The organism is Phormidium sp. CCY1219 (assembly GCF_055795085.1).
The window spans coordinates 1-21,444 of the sequence record NZ_JAYFEQ010000718.1 but is presented as its reverse complement, the minus strand read 5'-3'; the positions used below and the strand labels follow the sequence as shown (position 1 = coordinate 21,444).

Here is a 21,444-nt window from a genome sequence, read left to right as displayed (position 1 = left end):
TCGATGCGATCGCCCTCCTGGAAAAACCCCAAATCGATTAAGCGATGATACTCATCAATCGTAAAGCGTTTGGCAGCAATTAAACTCATGGACCTGCAAGAAAGTTGACCACAGTTTTGATTATAACAGAATTGTCCAGGGACCAAAACCCAAAATTTCTGCTACGATCGCAGCAGCAAGCTAGCAAACAAGTGGGGAATATGAAACGCATCGTTCTCATTGCTGGATTTGAATCCTTTAACGCCGACTTGTACCGGAAAGCGGCGCAGTTGGCGAGTTCTCGGTGTGGCGAGTTGGAGGTTCGCGTGTTTAGCGATCGCGACCTCACCGGGGACCCGGAAGCGGTGGAAACCGCCCTACAAGGCGCTGACGTATTTTTCGCCAGTCTCATCTTCGACTACGATCGAGTGCTGTGGTTGCGCGATCGAGTGCAAAACATTCCCATTCGTCTGGTTTTCGAGTCGGCGCTGGAATTGATGAGCCTCACAAAACTGGGCAAATTTGCCTTTGGTGAAAAACCCAAAGGAATGCCGAAACCCATTAAATTTATCCTCAGCAAATTTTCCAATACCAAAGAAGAAGATAAACTCGCCGGCTATATTAGTTTCCTGAAAACCGGACCGAAACTGCTCAAATTTGTCCCGGTAGGGAAAGTGCAAGACCTCCGCAACTGGTTAATCGTTTACGGGTACTGGAATGCCGGCGGGGCGGAAAACGTTGCCGCCATGTGTTGGACTTTAGCGGAAAAATATCTGGGATTAAAAGTAGGCGAAATTCCGCCCCCAATAGAAACCCCAAATATGGGATTACTGCATCCCGATTATCGGGGATATTTTGCCTCTGCGCGCGAGTATTTAGAATGGTATCGGCGGGAAAAAACCGCGCCAATTTTTCAGACGCGCAACGGCGCATCTTCCGCTACTCCCGTGGTGGGAATTTTACTGTATCGCAAACATGTGATTACCAAACAGCCTTATATTCCGCAACTGATTCGCCAGTTTGAAGCAGCGGGATTGATTCCATTACCGATATTTATTAATGGGGTAGAAGGTCATGTAGCGGTGCGCGACTGGATGACCACGGCATATGAAACCGGGCAGCGAGAACGCGGAAATATCGAACTTCCCTCCTTGTCGGAAGAGGCGGTAGAAGTGGATGCGATCGCCTCTACCATTGGGTTCCCCCTCGTTGGCGGGCCGGCAGGTTCGATGGAAGCAGGGCGTCAGGTGGACGTGGCGAAGCGGATTCTCACCGCCAAAAATATACCCTATATCATCGCCGCCCCCCTGCTGATTCAGGATATCCATTCTTGGACGCGCCAGGGGATTGGCGGATTGCAAAGTGTGGTTTTGTATGCCTTGCCCGAACTCGACGGCGCGATCGATACCGTACCCCTCGGCGGTTTAGTCGGCGAAGATATCTATATTATTCCCGAACGAGTCAAACGGTTAACCGGGCGGATTCAGCGCTGGATCGAACTGCGGCGCACCCCCACGCGCGATCGCAAATTAGCCGTTATTTTATACGGATTTCCCCCCGGTTATGGCGCAACCGGAACCGCCGCCTTACTCAACGTGCCCCGCAGTTTGCTCCAGTTTCTGCACGCCTTAAAAGAGCGGGGTTATACCGTAGGCGAGTTACCCGAAGAGGGGGAAGAAGCGATCCGGCGGGTGAAAGAAGCAGACGAAAATCCCACCCTGACCCAGGGTACAGATGGCGAAGGGTTCGTCACCGTCAAAACCCTGTATAAATGGTTGGGATATCTGCGCGCGCACCGTATAGAAAAACAATGGAAATCCCTCTCCGGAACGGGTCTGAAAACCTATGGCGACAACTATCATATCGGCGGAATTCAACTGGGAAATGTTTGGATTGGCGTGCAACCGCCACTGGGCATTTCTGGCGACCCGATGCGGTTGATGTTCGAACGGGATATGACCCCGCATCCGCAGTATGCTGCCTTTTACAAATGGCTGCAAAATGAATATCAACCTCACGCGATCGTTCACTTTGGAATGCACGGCACCGTGGAATGGTTGCCCGGATCGCCGTTAGGCAATACCGGCTATTCTTGGCCGGATATTCTGTTAGGTGATTTGCCCAATCTTTATCTCTATGCGGCCAATAATCCCTCGGAATCGATGTTAGCCAAGCGTCGCGGTTATGGGGTATTAATTTCCCATAACGTGCCGCCTTATGGTCGCGCCGGATTATATAAAGAACTGATTGCCCTGCGCGATTTAATCGCCGAATATCGCGAAGACCCGCAGAAAAATGCGGCACTGCGAGAGGCGATCGCCACCAAAATTGTCGATAGCGGTTTAGCCTCCGATTGTCCCTTAGAAGACGCGAAAAAACTCGGACTAGACTTTACCTCAGAAACCGCACGTATGTTTAGCCCAGAGGTGTTAAACGCCTATTTTATCAAAATTTACGACTATTTACAAGTGCTAGAACAGCGATTGTTTTCCGCTGGATTGCATACCCTTGGAGAAGCGCCCAAAGCTGAAGCTTTAAAGGCGTATCTCGATGCCTATTTCGAGGGAGACTTTCCCGCAGAAGTGGTAGATGCGATCGCCACCGATAATGGCAAAACAGTCCTCAATTCTCTGGGCGAAAGCGGCGAGGAAGTGTTGCGAATTTCCGAATTGCTGATGCAAACTTCCGATGAAATGAACAACCTTTTGCGCGGATTAAATGGCGAATACATTCCCCCCGCTCCCGGCGGTGATTTATTGCGCGATGGCCCCGGCGTATTGCCCACCGGGCGCAATATTCACGCCTTAGACCCCTATCGGATGCCCTCTCCCGGCGCATACGAGCGCGGGCGAGAAATTGCCCAAAAAATTATCGCCCAAAACTTAGCCGAAAGCGGCAAATATCCAGAAACCGTTGCGGTCATGTTGTGGGGATTGGATGCGATTAAAACGCGCGGCGAATCCTTGGGAATTGTGCTAGAATTAGTCGGCGCAAAACCGCTGAAAGAAGGCACGGGTCGCATCGTGCGCTATGAATTACAACCCTTGGCCGAAGTTGGCCATCCCCGCATCGATGTGTTGGCCAATTTATCGGGAATTTTCCGCGATAGTTTTGTCAATATTATCGAACTGCTCGACGATTTATTTCAGCGCGCAGCAGACGCCAATGAACCGGAAGCGGAGAATTTTATCCGCAAACATGTCTTAGAATTAAAAGCGCAGGGTGTGGAAAATGCTTCGGCGCGGTTATTTTCTAATCCGGCGGGGGATTTTGGGTCTTTGGTGAACGATCGCGTAGTGGATAGTAATTGGGAATCGGGGGATGAATTAGCAGAAACTTGGGAAAGTCGCAATGGGTTTAGTTTCGGACGTCAGGATAAAGGCAAAGCCCGTCCGGAGGTACTCCAACAGTTGTTAAAAACCAGCGATCGCATTGTCCAAGAAATCGACTCCGTAGAATACGGCTTAACCGACATTCAAGAATATTATGCCAATACCGGGGCGTTAAAACGAGCCGCCGAAAAACAAAGCGGCAAAAAAGTAAGCGCCAGCTTTATAGAAAGCTTTTCTAAGGATACCACACCCCGTCGATTAGAAGACCTTTTGCGCTTAGAATATCGCAGCAAATTGCTCAATCCCAAATGGGCAGAAGCAATGGCCAATCAAGGGTCGGGAGGCGCGTATGAAATCTCCCAACGGATGACCGCATTAATGGGATGGGGAGGAACCGTGGAGTTTAAAGATTCTTGGGTGTACGACCAAGCCTCGGATACCTACGCTTTAGACCCAGCAATGGCCGACAAATTGCGAAAAGCAAATCCGGAAGCCTTTCGCAATATTATCGGGCGCTTGTTGGAAGCCCAGGGAAGAGGATTTTGGACTCCCGATGAAGAGAAGTTAGAAAAACTGCGCGCCTTGTACGATCGCGCCGATGAAGAAATCGAAGGCGTGACAGTTTCATAGGTAAAATGACAGTTGGGGGTGAAGTGATTTCGCCCCCAGATTTCTTCCAGTTTCACTCAGTTTAAACCGGGGTGTCAAATATGACCGATGAGCAGTTAACCCAGACAATCGAAGCGATCGCTATATTGCTGCAAGCCATCGGCTGGCCTTTAGTCGCCGTTTTTGTCGTAGTCTATTTTGGCGATTCGATTAAAAGAATAATGAAAAACGTCAGCGAATTTACCTTAAAAGCCGGACCGACAGGGGTGGAAGCTACGGTGAAAAGAAAAATCGAAGCGGCGGCTTTTTTAGGGGCAGCATCGGCGCAAAAAAAACTCCCTCTTCCGGACTTTCCACCGCCCACGGAGGTAGAAGACGAAGCCCACGACATTGCCGAAACTATCGATCGCGCCTCTCATCCGCAAATCACCGAACAATTAGTCACCAAACGAGTGCTGTGGGTAGACGATCGCCTAGAAGAAAATTTCTATGAAAAAAAATGCTTTGAATCCTTGGGCATTCAATTTAGTTTTTGTCGCGATACGGAAGAGGCGATCGAAAAACTTAAATTCCATCAATATCACGCCATTATCTCCGATTTAGAGCGTCCTCCCGACGAAACAGCCGGTTATACCTTGCTACAACGGATGCGCCAAGCGGGCTTTTACATGCCTTATATCATTTACGATCGCGCCATTCTTGCCCAGCATAAAAGCGAAGCGCGCCAACTCGGGGCCAATGGCACCACAAAAGACCCCCACGAACTTTTTGAACTGGTGCTTTTCTGTCTGCTTGGGAATATATTTGTCTCGCGATCGCCATAAAGCACCTATCGGCGATCGCTCTCAAATCTGTTAAAACTAAAAACCAGACCACCCAGGAGGAATAAACCGAATGAAAGCAATGGTTATCCATCAATATGGTTCCCCGGAGGTACTGCAGTACGCAGACATGCCCCAACCCGCCATCAACCCTGACCAATTATTGGTAAAAATTCGGGCCAGTAGCGTCAATCCCGTGGATTGGAAAATCCGCAAAGGAATGCTCAAATTTCTCACCAGAAACAAGTTTCCGATGGTGTTGGGATTTGACCTGTGCGGAGAAGTGCGAGAAGTGGGCGAAAATGTCACGCAATTTCAACAAGGCGATACAATCTACGCCCAACTCAATGGCGCGATCGGGGGGGCTTATGCCGAATATGCCGCAGTTCCCGAAAACCTCGCCTGTTACAAACCGCACAACATGACCGACGAAGAAGCCGCAACGGTTCCCCTAGCGGGATTAACAGCCCTGCAAGGCTTACGCGACTGCGGGGGCATCCAACCCGGATACAAAGTGCTAATTAACGGCGCTTCCGGCGGTGTTGGCACCTTTGCGGTGCAACTAGCAAAGGTAATGGAAGCGGAAGTAACCGGGGTCTGTAGCACTGCAAATCTGGAATTGGTGCGCGCGTTAGGCGCTGACCGGGTTATCGACTATACCCAGCAAGATTTTACCCAAGAAAATGTCCGCTACGATATTATTTTCGATGTGGTGGCCAATCAATCGTTTTTAAACTGTAAAAATCGATTAGAATCCTCGGGCGTTTATGTCACCACTTTACCGACGCCGGGGAATCTATTTCAAACTGCGTTGACCTCTATTTTTCCAGGTAAATCGGCTAAATTTATCCTCGTGAAACCCAACGGTCAGGATTTAGCTTATCTCAAACAACTGATTGAATCAGAGCGCGTAAAAACCACGATCGCCGCTACTTATCCCCTGAATGAAATACCCGCCGCCCACGCCCGCAGCGAAACCGGTCACGTGACGGGAAAAATCGCGATCGCCGTGGCGCAATAAGCAGACAAATTGCCGATAACTGCACGATAAAATTCCCCTCGTCCCGTCAGCGGGAGGAGGGGAAATGCGGGGTATTCAAGGGTGTAGATAATAAAAACGATGAACTACTTAATGTATTGCAGAATGCGACTGAGAATGTCTGAATAGGGAGTTTCGATAATTTCCTTCGCCGCCGGTTTGGGATTTTCAAACAAAGCGGTTCTCTGGGTCGGGTTAACTTTGCTCAGGTAAATACTGGTTTTCATGGGTTTGGCGCTGAACTCTATAGTTTTAGTTTAGGAAGTCGAATATCTTCGTTAGTGACTCGGTTGTGCCACTATGTCAACTGGATCGGGATTGTCCCAGATATCGTGGGTTGCCTTCTTATTCTTATTGTTCCCTTCTTTTAGAAAAAACGCTGTGATATCCGCCTCATTTAAGCTGCGATCGCGCTGTCGATTTGTAGTGATTTGCGGAGGAATCCTCTGTGACGCAGGTTGTCCGATGTTGCGATCGCCGTCACATCCCGCCAAAAAAGCCCCCAGGGCGTCGGTGTCCTTTGAGAGAAGCCCGACCCACCCACAAGGGGTCAGAAACCGGGTTTCTGTGGCGAATTGCTTGCCGATCGCGAAAGATTTGCAACCCCGAGACCCCACGCCCGAGACCCGCGACCCCTGCGACTAAATATCCAAAATCGCAATTGCCATCCAACCGGTATCGGTTTTTTTCACTTCAAATTGGTGTAACGTTACCGCCTTCACATCCACGCGCTGTTCGTGGCGATCGCGGTCCAGGGTTTCGCCAGCAGTCACCGCCTGCAGATGATAGCCTCCCGCATTTTCTTCAATTTTCACCTGTTGCGGTCGCAACAACAATTGCTCGCTATCCTTATAATAAATCAGCTCTTGCAGAAAATTAAACAGCAACATATCCAGCGCCTCATTCTCCAGGGAAAAACTCCGGGTCTCCTGCGGTGAAATCGCCTGCAAATTTTCGATCATCGCGTTCATTGTGGCATTCCATGCAGATTTAAACAGGGACTCTAAATCCTCGCCCACGGCGCGAAAGGCGATATCCGCCGTGGCCATTTCTTCTAAAAATTCGTAGGACATAGACGATTGCTCGCAAGCGGTTAAACGGTGGATAATTTCAGTTTGGCGATCGCGCAGTTGTTTGCCAATAAATACCAATTGCGTCCCTTGCGGACTAAATGGCTCCAGTTCCCAGCGTCCCGCCACGAAATTAAACAAAAAAGTGCCCTCGGGAAACTGGATAAACCCTTTGGCGCGATACACCTCCCTATCCAAGCGATCGGCAAATTCTGCAAAACATTGGCGATTAAAAACCGCTTCGCCACGGTAACTAAACGAATCGAATTCCGGTTGATGAACGTGATGGGGCGGCGGTTGAATGCGATTGCGATCGATGCCAAACAGCAAATTCGGATCCACCTGACAGCGTTCCGTGGGGATGATAGGTGCCACATCGTTAATTTCCTGTAGTTTGGCTTCCAGTTCCCGGCGCTGCGGTTCGGTCACCAAATCCACCTTATTTAACAATATCAAATCCGCCCCTTCGATTTGCATTCGGGTGGTGTGACCGATTTGCGGATATTTCACCAATCCATCAGCATCGATCGCACTCACCACCCCATCGAGACGCACGGAAGTCAGCTCTTCTTGGATATCAAAAACCAACGCATCCGGTTCGGCGACCCCGGTGGTTTCCAGCACGATCGCATCCGGTTTGATGGTCTCGATAATTTCATTTACCGCCGCTTCAAATTCCCCCGCCAGGGAACAACAAACGCAACCGCCACCGAGTTCGGTCATGCGGATATTTTTTCCTTCAATAATTTGACTGTCGATCGCGATTTCTCCGAATTCATTCATCAAAATCGCTATTTTTCCCGAAACCGAATCTAAAATATGACGCAGCAGGGTAGTTTTTCCGCTGCCCAACGGACCGGTAATCACCGTAATTGGCGTGCGAACTTCCATGATTTACCCCTTCACATTTCCAATCGGAATCAAGCGCACCACTCCCTTGCTCAATCCTGCTTTTTCGGTGGCTTCTACCACCGCATCTACATCTTTATAAGCTCCGCCGGCTTCTTCTGCTAAACCGCGCCAAGAGGTGGTGCGGACGTAAATGCCTTTGGCTTGCATTTCTTTTTGCAATTGTTCCCCCCGCCAGCGTTTGCGCGCCTTGGTGCGACTCATGGTGCGACCGCTTCCATGCGCGGTACTGAAAAAGGTTTGCGCCCCGGTAGAAAGTCCGGCTAATAAATAGGATCCGGTCTCCATACTTCCCCCGAGAATCACCGGTTGTCCCAGGTTTTTGTAGGCGTCCGGAATGCCTTCCATCCCCGGACCAAAGGCACGGGTAGAACCTTTGCGATGGACGAGCAGGTTGCGCTCTTCTCCATCTACCACATGACGCTCTAATTTGGCCGTGTTATGGGAAACATCGTACACTTGATGCATTCCCAAGTCTTGCGGCGATCGCCCAAATACTTCGGAAAATACTTCCCGAATCCGGTGCAAAATTACCTGTCGATTGGCAAAGGACATATTTAAGCCGCATTTCATCGCGGAAAAATAATCTTGTCCCTCCGGGGAAGTAAACGGGGCACAAGCCAATTCGCGATCGCGAATTTTAATCCCGTACTTGCTTTCCATGACTTTGAGAAATACCTGCAAATAATCGGTTGCCACTTGATGGCCAAATCCGCGACTTCCGCAGTGAAACATAATCACCACTTGGTTGGGAATGGTAATCCCAAATCCTTCGGCTAATTCTTTGTCAAATATGTTTTCCGGGCGGGCAACTTGTACTTCTAAATAGTGATTCCCCGACCCGAGAGTGCCGATTTGATTGAACCCGCGATCGATAGCTTTATCGCTAATTTTTGCCGCATCCGCTCCTTCAATGCACCCCCGTTCTTCGGTCATTTCTAAATCTTCTTCCCAACCGTATCCATTGCGAACGCACCACTGCGCCCCTTTCTCCACTACGGTGCGAAATTCATCCCGGGAGATTTTTACAAATCCTTTGCTTCCCACCCCGGCGGGTACCCGTTCGTAGAGTTTGTCCACGATTTGCTCGATGTAGGGTTTCACCTCTTTTTCTGTTAGGTTCGTCACCACTAAGCGCATTCCGCAGTTGATATCAAATCCGATTCCTCCCGGAGAAATGACCCCGCCGCGATCGATATCCATCGCCGCCACGCCGCCAATCGGAAAACCATAGCCAAAGTGCCCGTCAGGCATACAAAAGGCATACTTCGCCAGTCCCGGAAGTGTGGCAACATTGGTGACTTGATCGCTCACCGCCTCGTCCATCTCTTGGATGATTTGTTCCGTGCCGTAAATTCGCGCCGGAACCTGCATCCCTTGCTTGTAGGAGACGGGAATTTCCCATATCGTATCTGAAATGCGTTTGATATGTTTCATTGTCCCAGTTGAGGAATGATTTGCTTCTCTCATTTAAGCAAGCATAGATGAAAATCGCCTGCATCGGTAAAAAGAAAGATGTTCTCCCCAAGTTTTGAATTCTCTCCCCACCCCTCCCCGGTGTTGCAGATGAGAATTTTTTCGCCACCAGATTGCGAAGGGTTGCAAATTGTAAATTTTTACAAAAAAAGCAGACATTGACAAGGAATTTTCGTTAGAATGATTCTCAAAATCACCGATAACTTGTGGCCAGGGTTCTGGAGAGCGCGATCGCCGCCACAGAAGGAATAGGACTGCGGGCGATCTGTCTCGGGGGGAAATTTGGCGCGCAAATTCAATGGAAAATCCTGCCATCGGGGAAGGTTTTCGGTGGGCGAAACACACCACTGCCATTTTCCTTCAACTACATTACCTTGGAGGAGGAAAGAACTTGCGCCTTAACTCCGAGAAAAGGAGAACAAAGATGATGAAAAAAAGCTTTCACGTTATTTTAGCGATCGCGATCGCCTGTTTGGTATTGTTGTTGGGTTTACCTTCAGGCGCAACCCCAGACAGTCCGGGGTTGGATGTGTATTTCTTCCACAGCAAAACTTGCCCGCACTGCGCCAAACAAAAACCGCTGATGAACTACATCGACGAACATAACGAAGCCGTTCGGTTGCACTCCTTTGAAGTCAGCGAGTCACCGGATCAATGGGAAGAATTCCTCGCCGAACGTCAAATTAATTCCGGCGCAGTCCCGCGCACCTTTATCGGCGAGAAAAGTTTCATCGGCTACGCGGAAGAAAATGGCCCATTAGAATACAATTCCGTTTATCGGGGTTATATCGGATACCGCAATCAAATCGTTCGCGCGATTGAAGAAGAACTGGGCGAATCTATCCAACTTCCCGAAGACGAAAATCGCGCCGAAAATGTTTCCAAATCCGGAGGAGTTTCCGACAAAGCACAGCCCGGAAAAGCCGGCTGGAAATTTTTAGGAATTCCCCTTTTATATCTGGCCACATATCCGGCGATGAAATATCAGCAGCAAAAGCGCAACAATCCTCAAATTGCTAGATATTGGATCGGCGGATTGATGGCCACCGGGTTGGTGAGTTTTTTCGGTTTTATTGCCGTTACTCCAGAGACCGCGATTCAACAGTTTGCCCGCTCGCTGCCTTTTCCCTTGTTCGTTTCGGCAATTGCGATCGCCGATGGCTTTAACCCCTGTGCCTTTACGGTTCTGATTATTCTGCTGTCTTTGCTGACTCATACCAAACGCCGCCAGGACATGACCTTAATTGGCTCGACTTTTATCATCACTTCGGCGGTCATGTACTTTCTCTTTATTATGATGATGACCCTGATTGGGTCGGTGGTTATCGCCCGCTACGAGCAGATATTTTTCTGGATTTTGGGAGCCATTTTAATCGGAGTAGGAGCGATTAATATTAAAGACTATTTCACCTTTAATTCTAAGTTCTCCCTCTCCCTGTCCCAGGAGCAAAAGGTGGCGGTGACGAAGAGAGCCGGCACTATCGTCAGAAACCTGCAAACCGCCCGGTCTAAACGAATGTTTTTTGCCGCATTAGGGGCAACGGTTGTTCTGGCCATTTTCGTGAATCTCATCGAACTGGGTTGCACCGCCATTCTGCCCACGGTTTACCTGACCAGTTTGGTGAAATACTGTGGGGAGAATGCTTGGCTGTGTTATGGATTTTGGACGGCGTTGTATGCGATAATTTACATTATCCCGCTTTGGGCCATTTTGTTTAACTTTATTTACTCGTTTAAGTCTACTAGACTGACGGAAAATCAAGGCAGAATTCTGAAGCTGACGGCGGGAACGTTAATGCTTTTCTTTGGCGGAATTATGTTGGTGAAGCCGGAATTTTTAAATTTTGGGTAGAAGAAAGGCGGGGACTAAAAGTCCCCGCCTCATCGCTGAAGTCGTCTAAAGACGACTGAAAAAATTTGCTTTTTACCACAATTTTAGTCGGGGGGTATGGCCCACTCGGAGGAAATTCGCCTGTCAAATTAGACCCGGTTAAAACAATTGCCAATCGTAAGATTTCAAACGCTTTAACTGCTGAAGGCGATAGTTAAAATAACTGTCGTCCAAACGGCTATAATCGTAAACCCGGGCATGATGAAGATTAATGGCCCAGTGCCAAATGTGAGCGGTTTGGGTGAGGGGTTGTAAAGCGGCGAGTTCTGTATCCGTGAGGGGGGCGAGGGTTTGATATCCATTGAGAAACGCTTCGCGCACCTTTCTGCTTAACCCGGTAGCGAGGGAGACTTGCCAAAACTTGGCAATATCAAAGATGCGCCAACCATAACCGCATTGGTCGAAATCGAATAAAGTCAATTCGCCGGTGTGGGTGAAATGAGCGTTACCGCTATGGGGATCGCCCCAACAGATACCCCAATAGGGCGGTTCTGTGGGAAAATCGTAGAGCTGAGATTTGATTTGACCGATCGCCTCGTGCAAAAACTTCAAATCCGGAGGTCGGTGGGTCAAAAAAGGGGCGATCGCTGCAAAAGAGTCGTCCAGCAAATACTCTAACGTCAGCGGTGGGCGATGAGACTCGCAGCGAAACGCTTGCGCCGCTTGATGGATCTGCGCCACCGTTGTTCCCAGCAGGTGACTTTGAGTGACATTCAAATCCCCCACCGCCACAGTTCCCGGGGCGTAGGGAAACAGGGCCGCATACCGCCACCCCTCCGGCGCAGGAATGTCCACCGACAATAACCCCTCGTTAGTTCGCAGGGGATAAGCGACGCTTAACTGACGCTGGTGCAAAAAATCCAGCAATTCCAGTTCGAAGTTAATTTGCGACTTCGATCGCCAGTGGTGATGAGACACTCGTAAAATGTATGGGTGTCGTTCGGTTTCCACCAGATACACATCGCTGAGTCCCCGATGCCAAAATTGGCACCGGGTCACTGAAGCAATTTCATACTGGGGTAGGACTTGCGACACCAACGCCGAACTAGCAAGGGTTGAGTAAACAACTGGAAACTGCTCATGGATCATAATTTCCCCATCCGAGAGATTGAAACCGCGATCGCAACCCAATAAAGATTACATAAGATGAAGAAAGATTAAGATTGTCGTTCACAACACGGAGTTAACCTTAATGGTACTATTTGGATTTGGCAAAAAGCTCTCCTTGCCCAAACCCGAGGACGCCTTACCCGGAAGGGCAGAACCCATGCCCGTTCCCGCCCATCATTACGTCAACGGGCATCCCCTGAAACCCCCCTATCCCGACGGGATGGAAATGGCAATATTTGGCATGGGGTGCTTCTGGGGCGCAGAACGCAAATTCTGGCAGGAAAACGGCGTTTTCGTCACTGCAGTGGGTTACGCCGCCGGATACACCCCCAATCCCACCTATCAAGAAGTCTGCACCGGGATGACCGGTCACAATGAAGTGGTTCGCGTGGTGTATGACCCGAAGGTTATCAGTTACGAACAATTGCTGAAACTCTTCTGGGAAAACCACAACCCCACCCAAGGAATGCGCCAAGGGAATGACACCGGCACCCAATATCGGTCCGGGATTTACACCTATTCCGACGCCCAAAAAGAATTGGCGATCGCCTCGAAAAATGCCTACCAAGAGGCCCTCAGCGCCGCCGGCTACGGGGAAATTACCACGGAAATTCTCGACGCGCCGGAATTCTACTACGCGGAAGGCTACCATCAGCAGTATCTCGCCAAAAACCCAGGCGGCTACTGTGGTTTGGGGGGCACGAATGTTTCTTGTCCCACCACGCCGCTCAAGGCTTGACAATTTGATTGACTTGTGGTAATAATCTCATCCCTAGGCGAAAGCCTGGGGATGCACCCCCACCTCTTCCACTGCGAAAGCGCCCCCATGCGATTTGGCATCAGTTCCCCTGATTGACTCGGGGGCGTCACCCAGGCGACGGTTGCTTTGGTTTGAGCGCTTAAAAGTCCAATTCTTCCACTTCCCGTCGCCAGAGTCCCCGCACCAGATTAATTTCATCGAAACTGTAGCTTTCGCCGAGATACTCGCGCAGGGGAGTCAATTTGCGATCGCCGATAACTTGCAGGGCTTTCCAGATTTGCCCCTGACGTTCCGGTGAAACCAGGCGATCGAGATCCACCGGTTGGTTCATTTCAATCAGTTCGGAAAGGTGACGGATAATCGTTCTGGGGCGAATGTTGCGAGTTTCGGCAATTTCCGCCACGCTCATCCCTTGCTGATGTAATTCCAGGGTTTGTAATTGGGTGTAGGAAGGTTCGGTGCGAATATCGGCATCGGGTGGTGCGATCGCGGCGGATAAATCGTTGGCTTGACAAAAGGCTTGAATTTCTGCCAGAAAGAGATCGCCATAGTCGGCCAATTTTTGCTTCCCAACCCCAGATATTTGACTCAATTGTGCTAACGTTTGCGGACGCTGTTGCGCCATCTGCCTTAAGGTAGAATTGGGAAATACCAGAAAAGCGGCAATGGCACGTTCGTCGGCAATTTCGCGGCGCAGGATTCGCAATTGCTCGAACAGTGCCTCTACCGGTTCGGAATCCTCGGTTTGTGCTTCCCTGGCGTCTGGCGATCGCGACCATCCTTGTTGCTCGCAATAGGATTGAATCGCTTCCACAAAACGATCGCCGTATTGCTCCACTTTATAATCCACCACCCCGGATATTTCGCTAAATTCGGAGAGGGTTTGCGGGCGCTGATGTGCCATTAATTTCAAGGTGGAATCTTGAAAAATCATATAAGGGGCGACGGATTGCTCGTCGGCAATTTCCTTGCGAAGTTTTCGCAACATCATTAACAGCATTTCCACTTCCGCCATTTTGCTCGCCCGTTGGTCCATGCTGAGAGTGGATTCTTTTCGCCGTACTGCAATCTGAACCGATCGCTGTTTTCGCATCACCTCCCAGCTTGCGGAATTGAGCTTGAGTACGGAAAATCCATCCGTGGTTTCGGCGAGCAATCCTTGGTGAATCAGCGATCGGCCCAGCATTTTCCACTCATCTTTCGTTTTATCCGTGCCGATGCCATAAGTGGAGAGGCGATCGTGTCCGTAGCGCAACACTTTTTGACTTTTCGACCCGCGCAGCACGTCGATAATATAATTCATCCCAAACCGTTCTTTACACCGCGCCACGCAAGAGAGAAACTTCATCGCCTCAATAGTCCAATCTTCCGTAGGTTGGGGATTTTTGCAATTGTCGCAATTGGCACAATTTCCCGCAAATCGTTCCCCAAAATACCCCAATTGAATCGTCCGGCGACAGTCGGTTCCTTCGGCATAATTCACCATTTGGCGCAACTGCTGACGAGCAATCCGCTGTTCGGCAGGGTCGGCTTTTTTGTCGATAATATATTCGATAGTTTTTAAATCACCATAGCTAAAAAATAAGGTACACTGCGCCGGTTCTCCGTCTCGTCCCGCCCGTCCGGATTCTTGATAGTAACTTTCGATGTTGCGGGGTAAATTGTAATGAACCACAAAGCGCACGTCGGGTTTGTTAATCCCCATGCCAAAGGCAATCGTCGCCACGATAATCGGCACGTCATCGCGGATAAATCGGGTTTGATTCACACTGCGTTCTTCGTCGCTCATCCCGGCATGATAGGGGAGGGCGTCGATGCCATCGCGCTGCAGTCGAAAGGCGAGTTCATCCACTTGACGACGCGAGAGACAGTAGATGATTCCGGAACCGTTACTTTGGCGAATTAACCGGAGCAGTTTGGGATAGGATCCTCGGTCTTTGGGCAGCACGTCATAGTAAAGATTGGGACGATTGAAGCTAGCGATATGGACTTTGGCGTCTTTGAGAGCCAGTTGTTCGATAATGTCTTGACGAACCCGCTGAGTGGCGGTGGCGGTGAGGGCCATCATCGGCACATCGGGGCAGCGGTGGCGCAGCAGTTGCAGTTGACGATATTCCGGGCGAAAGTCGTGACCCCACTCCGAGACGCAGTGGGCCTCGTCGATCGCGAATGCATTGATGCCGACTTGGTAGTACAAAATCTGGAGGAGTGGCTCAAAGCGGGGACTCAGCAAGCGTTCTGGGGCGACGTAGAGCAGTTTGATTTTGCCTTGGACGATCGCTTGTTCGCGCTTACGCATCTCTTGCAACGAAAGGGTGCTATTGAGAAAGGTGGCCCCGATGCCATTATTTCGCAGGGCTTCTACTTGGTCTTGCATCAACGCGATCAGGGGCGATACCACCACCGTCACCCCGGGTTTGAGCAGGGCGGGAAGCTGAAAGCACAGGGACTTGCCGCCCCCGGTGGGCATGACAATCAATAAATCCTGCTGTTTGAGGGCTGAGGCAATAATCTCGCGCTGCCCCGGGCGAAAGCTGTCATAGCCAAAAAAATGCTTCAGGGCGCGATCGAGGTTGGGGGGTTTGGTGGCCGGTTCGGGGCTGATGCCTGACATCGCTTGCGGTTCGTCGTGGACTTCTTCACTATTGTAGAGGTTTGGATGCATCCATATCGGCACCTCAAACCACACGGTTGAAATTCTCTACAACAGGAGCAAATCTATTTTATCCGGTCACAGGTTTTTGAATCTAGAAGGTTTAAACGAATCTGGAGACTGAGAACCATTCTGAGGGGAATTGCCAGTCTCTTTTGTTATTTAAGTGATGTGAGGAGCGAGATGGGAACGCCTTTATTGAGGCATCCAACCACCAGGCATCGGTGGAACCGCATGAGGTTAATTCACTCCCGTGCAACCGAGGTTGTTGCCCCCGCCGTGGGCAAACCCTCCTCGGGCAATGCCCCGGTGGTGGAGTTACCGAGTGCCAATTCTGTGGCGATCGCGCCGAAAACCTTTGTCTGTCCCCTAACCGGCGAACGATGGGTGGACTCGGCTTGCGCGAAATCCAACAAAAAACTCGATGATAGTTGCGCTTGGTGTCCGGGCGCGAAGTTGGCCCGGGCAAGAACTAACTGACCCCAGAACCGCATTTTCTAACCCTAACCATGCCGATATTCATCTCCTGCATCGGGTTCGGGTTTAAGTGAGCTATTCTTCCTTTTTAATTCCCTTAGAGGTAAAATACCGTAGGGTGGGCATTGCCCACCCTACAATTTCCCTACAATTTCCCTACAATTTCCCTACAATTTCCCTACAATTTCGCGCTTAAGTGAAAAAAGAGGAGGGGTGATAACTTAAGTGAACTCAATCCGAGGCTGAGGAATTCCCACGCCACATTGAGGGAATTGCCTAAGCTACACTGATAGCGTCATGGTGAAAGGGGGGTTCTCGGATGATGGGGATAGAGGCGGCACATGGGAATCCAATTGCCCGCCAGAACATCACCCGCGCCGTATCTCACCCAGGTAAGATAGGCGTTAACTTCCGATTCTTCGCAAGGGGAAAATCCGGCAAATTCCCCAGTGACGCCGGCAAAACCGAACAGAACTTTTTCGGACATCGGAAGAACTGCAACAGATGACCGGAGGTGTTTATAGACTTGTAAATTGGGGAATCCTGATCTTAGAGGAAACGAAAGCCGCGATCGCGATCGTGTGATGCGGCATTTACCAACTCTTTAAACAAAACCGGGCAATTTTGACAATACTTTCAAAAAAAGACCCGCATCCGAATTGAAAAATCCTCTGGAAATTATCTAAGGTAGAGATAACTCAATTCTGCCGGAATTGTTATCCTGTAAGCAAAAAGAGGTGTAGCATCTACAACCATAAAGTAAACATCGCTCTTTTACGGCGAAAACATTACATTATTATTCAGGTGAAGTTTAATGAGCTACTGCGTCAATCCCGCCTGTTCTCATCCCGAAAATCCCGACCGCGCTGTCAGGTGTCAAACCTGTGGCTCAAAGTTACTGTTGCGCGATCGCTATCGCCCGCTCAAAGCTTTGGGTCAAGGAGGGTTTGGTGCGACCTTCGTAGCTGTAGACGAGCCTTTACCGGGAAAACCCATCTGCGTCATCAAGCAACTGCGTCCCGCCTCCACCGCCCCGCACGTGCTTGAAATGGCGCGGCAACTATTCGCGCGCGAAGCCAAAACCCTGGGCAAAATCGGCAACCATCCGCAAGTGCCCAGATTGCTCGATTACTTTGAAGGCGATCGGCAATTTTATTTAGTACAAGAATATATCAGCGGCCAAACCTTAAAACAACAAGTCAAGCGCAATGGTCCATTCACCGAATATGCCGTCAAGCAATTTCTCTATGCCATTTTGCCCTTGGTGAAATACCTGCATGAAAATGAAGTGATTCACCGGGACATCAAGCCCGCCAACATCATTTGCCGAGACGTAGACGACAAACTGGTATTGATTGACTTTGGCGCAGTCAAAGATCGCGTCAGCCAAACCGCCATTGTCAATCCCCAATCCACCGGCGAAACCGCCTTTACCTCCTTCGCCATTGGTACCCCCGGCTTTGCCCCCCAAGAACAGATGGCCCTGCGACCGGTTTATGCCAGCGACATTTACGCCATTGGAGCCACTTGCCTTTATCTCCTCACCGGGCGATCGCCCAAACGCATGGGCTACGACCCCATGACCTCCGAAATCCTGTGGCGTCAGCACCTCTGCTACATCAGCGACAGTTTTGCCGAAGTGCTCGGGAAAATGCTCGCCGCTTCCGTGCGCGATCGCTACCAATCCGCCGAAGAGGTCCTGCGCGCCCTCGACGTAGAAGAACATCGCGACAGTCTCGCCCAAGGAATGGTCTCCCAAAGCAAAACCAGGGAAGCGCCAACCGAAGAAGAAACCCAATTAGGAAACACCAATACCGCCTGGTTGCCCCCCGCCGTGCGCGAAGCCCAACTGATTCGCGCCCGCAAAGCCAACAAAAAACAAAAAGCCACCCAACTGAAAAACTCCCGCGACATGACCGAAGGCTTGAGCGCCGCCCCCACTTCCGCCACCCGATTTCGCACCCAAACCCTCGCCGGTGGCGGTTCGGCGGCGGGCAGTGGAGAAACCTTAGATGCCAATGGGGTGCGACTCGCCTATGGCAAAGGCAGAAAAGACTTTGCCGACTGCGATTTAGTCGGCTTAAACTTGGCCAAAGCCCATTTAGCCGGAGCCAACTTTTACGACGCCACCCTCGATGACATCAACCTGCAAGGCTCCAATCTCTTTAACGCCAACTTCGGTCGCGCCAGCTTAGTGCGCGCCAACCTGCGCGATGCCAACTTGAGCAAAGTCTATTTCGTCAATGCCAATTTAGAGCGCGCCGATTTGCGCGGCGCAGATCTGCGCTTAGCCTCCCTCTCCCAAGCCAATCTCCGGGGAGCCAATCTGTGCGGCGCAAATCTAACCGGCGCGAAAGTCAGCGATCGCCAGCTCGCAATGGCCCGCACCAACTGGCTTACCGTCAAACCCAACGGCAAACGCGGCCTCTTTTAAGCTCGCCGTGGCGCGCCCCCAACCCCGCCATTTCCGCCAAACGCCATTGCGGCGGTTCCCCAATCTCCACCAGAAGAATTCCCATCGCGCCCAACAGCAAGTAAAATAAGTTAGGCTGACTTATTTTTGCTGACTTATTTTTTAGGCGTCCACATCAATGCGGATTTCTCTCAACTGGTTGCGGGAACTGGTAGACATCACCATGTCCCCAGAAGAGTTAGCTCATACGCTGACGATGGCAGGATTTGAAGTCGAAGACATCGAAGACCGGCGGACATGGGCTGATGGCGTCGTGGTGGGACTTGCGATCGAACGCGAACCACACCCCAACGCCGATAAATTGAGCGTTTGCAAAGTCGATGTGGGCCGAGACAAGCCCCTAAACATCGTCTGTGGCGCTCCCAATGCAAGATCGAATATGTACGTGCCAGTAGCCACAACAGGCACCTATCTCGCCGCGATCGATTTGAAAATCAAAAAAACCAAATTGCGCGGCGTTCCCTCTGAAGGTATGATTTGCTCCCTCGCCGAATTGGGTTTGGAAAAAGACTCCGAGGGCATTTATATTTTTGACCCCGAGAAAGTCGAAATCGGCGCAGACGTTCGCCCCTTGTTGGGTCTCGATGACGTCATTTTGGACTTGACCTCTACGGCAAATCGAGCCGATGCCTTGAGTATGGTGGGGGTGGCGCGAGAAGTGGCGGCGCTGACGGGCGCACCCTTGCGCTTGCCCGCCACCGATCCGGTGTCGGTGCAAGCCGGTGGCAAAGGTCTGGCGTTAAACCTGCAAGAGCCAAAAGCTTGTCCCGGGTATATCGCCACCGAAATCCAAGGGGTGACGATCGCCCCTTCCCCCCAGTGGTTGCAGCAGCGCCTGGAAGCTGCCGGCGTCCGCCCGATTAATAATGTGGTGGATATTACCAACTACATTTTACTCGAATGGGGACAACCCCTGCACGCTTTCGATCGCGATCGCTTACAATCACTCGCCGGTGGCGAATCGTTAACCATTGGCGTTCGTTTCGCTGAAGCTGCAGAACGGTTCAAAACCTTAGACGGTCAAAATCGCACCCTGCAACCGCAAAATCTGCTGATAACCGCCAACAATAAACCAGTGGCGATCGGCGGGGTGATGGGTGGCGAAGAAACCGAAGTCCACGACAATACCCAAAATTTGATTTTAGAAGCGGCCCTGTTCGATCCGCCAGCAATTCGGCGATCGGCCCGGGCGCAAGGGTTACGTACCGAGTCCTCGGCGCGTTACGAACGTGGCGTCAACTATGCGGGGTTAGAAACCGCCTGTCAGCGCGCGATCGCCCTGATTTGCGAATTGGCCGGCGGCGTACCGGTGTTTCAAGAGTTCGCCGATCGCCGCCCGGAAGAATTGCGCCCCGGCGGTACGGTGCATACCATCGCCCTGCGTCGCGATCGGGTCAACCGCGTGCTCGGTCCGGTGAAAGAGGGCACCGGTGAATTGCTTCGATCCGATATCGAACGCATCCTGACGGCGTTGGGATGTGACGTAACCGCGATCGACCCAGGGGAACGCTGGGATGTGAAAGTGCCCCCCTATCGCGCCCGCGACTTGGAACGGGAAATCGATTTAATCGAAGAAATCGCCCGTCTCTACGGTTACGATCGCTTCTGCGAAACCCTCCCCACTCAAAGTGCTGCCGGCGAACTCTCCCCGGAAGTGTCCGCACAACGGCAACTGCGAAACGCCTTGCGAGGTGCCGGGTTGACCGAATTGATGCACTATTCCTTGCTCAAGGCAGAACATGAGTCTCAAATCGCTCTTTCTAATCCGCTATTTACGGAATATTCTGCCCTGCGAACCGAAATGCTCTCGGGCATGGTGGATGCGTTTGCGTTTAATTTAGAACAGGGCAATGGCGCGCTCAATGGGTTTGAAATCGGTCGCGTGTTCTGGAAGGATTCCGCAGGATTGCAGGAAAAAGAAGCGATCGCCGGCATTATCGGCGGCGACCCCACACGCGGACGCTGGATCCGCAGCGGACGGGAACAACCGATAACCTGGTACGAAGCAAAAGGTATCCTGCAAAATGCCTTCGAACGGTTGCGCCTCACGGTGGAATATACCCCAGCCAAAGATATCTTCCCGGAGATGTTACATCCGGGACGTACCGCCTCTCTCTGGTTCCAAGACCGACAAATCGGCGTTTTCGGACAGCTTCATCCGCAACTGCGCCAAAAACGGGAATTGCCCGATGCGGTGTATGTGTTCCAAATGGATTTAACACCCCTGGTTCAAGGATTGGGGCAAGCAACGCGCGATCGCACCTTCCACTCCTATTCTACTTATCCGGCATCCGATCGCGATTTGGCGTTCTTCGCCCCCATCGAGGTTCCGGTTGCTGACTTGGAAAAAGTGATGATTAAAGCCGGCGGTGCTATATTAGAATCGGTGGAATTGTTCGATGAATATCGCGGGCAAAATGTGCCGGAAGGTCAGCGCAGTTTAGCGTTCCGACTGGTCTATCGCGAAGCCGATCGCACCCTCAAGGACAAGGATGTAGACCCGGTGCATCAAAAAGTCCGCGATGCCTTGGTCAAAAAATTCCAGGTGAATTTGAGAAGTTAAATCCACCTTGGAGGTATCGGATAGGCATTTAAAGGCGGGGACTTTGAGTCCCCGCCTTATAGCTGAAATCTTCTAAAGACGACTGATATGATGTGCGGAGGAATGTTGCAAAAAGAATGAGTCCGCATAGGCGGACTTGGATTGCCAAGACGCGATTTCAATCGCTTACCGATATGATGTGCGGAGGAATGTTGCAAAAAGAATTAGTCCGCATAGGCGGACTTGGATTGCCAAGGCGCGATTTCAATCGCTTACCGATATGATGTGCGGAGGAATGTTGCA

Annotated in this window: 15 protein-coding genes; 8 read left to right on the top strand and 7 right to left on the bottom strand. The window is 50.9% G+C overall.

What is annotated here, in order from left to right; genetic code table 11:
* Positions 1-200: 200 nt before the first annotated feature.
* The 3 genes from bchH to AC0QH1_RS21525 all read left to right on the top strand — a co-directional run bounded on the left by bchH (position 201) and on the right by AC0QH1_RS21525 (position 5,762).
* Positions 201-3,941 (top strand): magnesium chelatase subunit H, encoded by a 3,741-nt coding sequence (gene bchH, locus AC0QH1_RS21535; RefSeq protein ID WP_324633376.1) that lies wholly within the window; start codon positions 201-203, stop codon positions 3,939-3,941.
* Between the two features lie 80 nt (positions 3,942-4,021).
* Positions 4,022-4,744, top strand: coding sequence for a response regulator (locus AC0QH1_RS21530; RefSeq protein WP_324633375.1), 723 nt, complete (start codon positions 4,022-4,024; stop codon positions 4,742-4,744).
* 70 nt (positions 4,745-4,814) lie between these two features.
* Complete coding sequence (locus tag AC0QH1_RS21525) at positions 4,815-5,762, top strand: NAD(P)-dependent alcohol dehydrogenase (RefSeq protein ID WP_324633374.1); 948 nt, start codon at positions 4,815-4,817, stop codon at positions 5,760-5,762.
* Between the two features lie 104 nt (positions 5,763-5,866).
* Here AC0QH1_RS21525 and AC0QH1_RS21520 read toward each other — a convergent pair whose 3' ends face one another.
* From AC0QH1_RS21520 to AC0QH1_RS21505, 4 genes are read right to left on the bottom strand one after another with little or no spacing between them, the layout of a single operon-like run.
* Positions 5,867-6,007 carry a hypothetical protein gene (locus AC0QH1_RS21520; RefSeq protein ID WP_324633373.1) on the bottom strand — a complete coding sequence of 47 codons (141 nt, stop codon included), beginning with the start codon at positions 6,005-6,007 and terminating at the stop codon, positions 5,867-5,869.
* Positions 6,008-6,058: 51 nt separating this feature from the next.
* Complete coding sequence (locus AC0QH1_RS21515) at positions 6,059-6,397, bottom strand: hypothetical protein (RefSeq protein ID WP_324633372.1); 339 nt, start codon at positions 6,395-6,397, stop codon at positions 6,059-6,061.
* Between the two features lie 24 nt (positions 6,398-6,421).
* Positions 6,422-7,741, bottom strand: a complete 1,320-nt coding sequence (locus tag AC0QH1_RS21510) for an archease (RefSeq protein WP_324633371.1) — start codon at positions 7,739-7,741, stop codon at positions 6,422-6,424.
* A gap of 3 nt (positions 7,742-7,744) precedes the next feature.
* Positions 7,745-9,196: an RtcB family protein gene (locus AC0QH1_RS21505; protein WP_324633370.1), complete on the bottom strand. Its 1,452-nt coding sequence runs from the start codon at positions 9,194-9,196 to the stop codon at positions 7,745-7,747.
* Positions 9,197-9,659: 463 nt separating this feature from the next.
* On the opposite strand from AC0QH1_RS21505, the gene AC0QH1_RS21500 reads away from it, so the two are divergent.
* Positions 9,660-11,087 (top strand): glutaredoxin family protein, encoded by a 1,428-nt coding sequence (locus AC0QH1_RS21500; RefSeq protein ID WP_324633369.1) that lies wholly within the window; start codon positions 9,660-9,662, stop codon positions 11,085-11,087.
* Between the two features lie 138 nt (positions 11,088-11,225).
* On the opposite strand, the gene AC0QH1_RS21495 is transcribed toward AC0QH1_RS21500, so the two are convergent.
* The gene (locus tag AC0QH1_RS21495) at positions 11,226-12,125 is read right to left on the bottom strand and encodes a phosphotransferase (protein ID WP_324633368.1); all 900 of its coding nucleotides are present in this window, start codon (positions 12,123-12,125) and stop codon (positions 11,226-11,228) included.
* A gap of 193 nt (positions 12,126-12,318) precedes the next feature.
* Here AC0QH1_RS21495 and msrA point away from each other — a divergent pair, with 193 nt between their 5' ends.
* Complete coding sequence (gene msrA, locus AC0QH1_RS21490) at positions 12,319-12,975, top strand: peptide-methionine (S)-S-oxide reductase MsrA (protein ID WP_324633367.1); 657 nt, start codon at positions 12,319-12,321, stop codon at positions 12,973-12,975.
* A 160-nt stretch (positions 12,976-13,135) separates the two neighbouring features.
* On the opposite strand, the gene recQ is transcribed toward msrA, so the two are convergent.
* Positions 13,136-15,610: a DNA helicase RecQ gene (gene recQ / locus AC0QH1_RS21485; RefSeq protein ID WP_324633377.1), complete on the bottom strand. Its 2,475-nt coding sequence runs from the start codon at positions 15,608-15,610 to the stop codon at positions 13,136-13,138.
* 273 nt (positions 15,611-15,883) lie between these two features.
* Here recQ and AC0QH1_RS21480 point away from each other — a divergent pair, with 273 nt between their 5' ends.
* Complete coding sequence (locus tag AC0QH1_RS21480; protein WP_324633366.1) at positions 15,884-16,129, top strand: hypothetical protein; 246 nt, start codon at positions 15,884-15,886, stop codon at positions 16,127-16,129.
* A gap of 292 nt (positions 16,130-16,421) precedes the next feature.
* On the opposite strand, the gene AC0QH1_RS21475 is transcribed toward AC0QH1_RS21480, so the two are convergent.
* Complete coding sequence (locus AC0QH1_RS21475; RefSeq protein WP_324633365.1) at positions 16,422-16,613, bottom strand: hypothetical protein; 192 nt, start codon at positions 16,611-16,613, stop codon at positions 16,422-16,424.
* A 327-nt stretch (positions 16,614-16,940) separates the two neighbouring features.
* On the opposite strand from AC0QH1_RS21475, the gene AC0QH1_RS21470 reads away from it, so the two are divergent.
* Entirely contained in the window at positions 16,941-18,560 is a 1,620-nt protein-coding gene (locus AC0QH1_RS21470) for a serine/threonine-protein kinase (protein ID WP_324633364.1), read from the top strand.
* 157 nt (positions 18,561-18,717) lie between these two features.
* Positions 18,718-21,162, top strand: coding sequence for a phenylalanine--tRNA ligase subunit beta (gene pheT, locus AC0QH1_RS21465; RefSeq protein WP_324633363.1), 2,445 nt, complete (start codon positions 18,718-18,720; stop codon positions 21,160-21,162).
* The last annotated feature ends 282 nt before the right edge of the window (positions 21,163-21,444 follow it).